Origin of the sequence: Pseudomonas sp. SIMBA_068 (assembly GCF_046534705.1) — a bacterium.
Lineage (GTDB): Bacteria > Pseudomonadota > Gammaproteobacteria > Pseudomonadales > Pseudomonadaceae > Aquipseudomonas > Aquipseudomonas putida.
In genome coordinates this window covers 1-261 of sequence record NZ_JAWRYI010000830.1, presented here as the reverse complement: position 1 = coordinate 261, position 261 = coordinate 1, and the positions used below count along the sequence as shown (strand labels likewise).

Here is a 261-nt window from a genome sequence, read left to right as displayed (position 1 = left end):
CCGGTGGCCGCGCCACCTGAGCCACAGAACCGAATGTTCGAGCAGTACCAGGAAAACCTGCGCAAGAACGAGGAACTGCAATCCCTGGACAACGCCCGCAGCAACCTGCGCAACCTGTCCAACCCCAAATGCCAGTTCTGGTTGCAGCAGGACCAGACCGCGCCGAGCGAAAAAAGCCGGGCCAACGTCCTGCAATTCTGTAATTGACCATGAATAAACAGTCTGTCTGCCAACTGATTCTGCAACAGCTCCGGGACGACC

Annotated in this window: 1 pseudogene; it reads left to right on the top strand. The window is 57.5% G+C overall.

Features of this window, described 5'->3' with window-relative positions:
- Positions 1–207, top strand: a pseudogene (locus SB756_RS31650) (hypothetical protein); the annotation flags it as partial.
- Positions 208–261 lie beyond the last annotated feature (54 nt).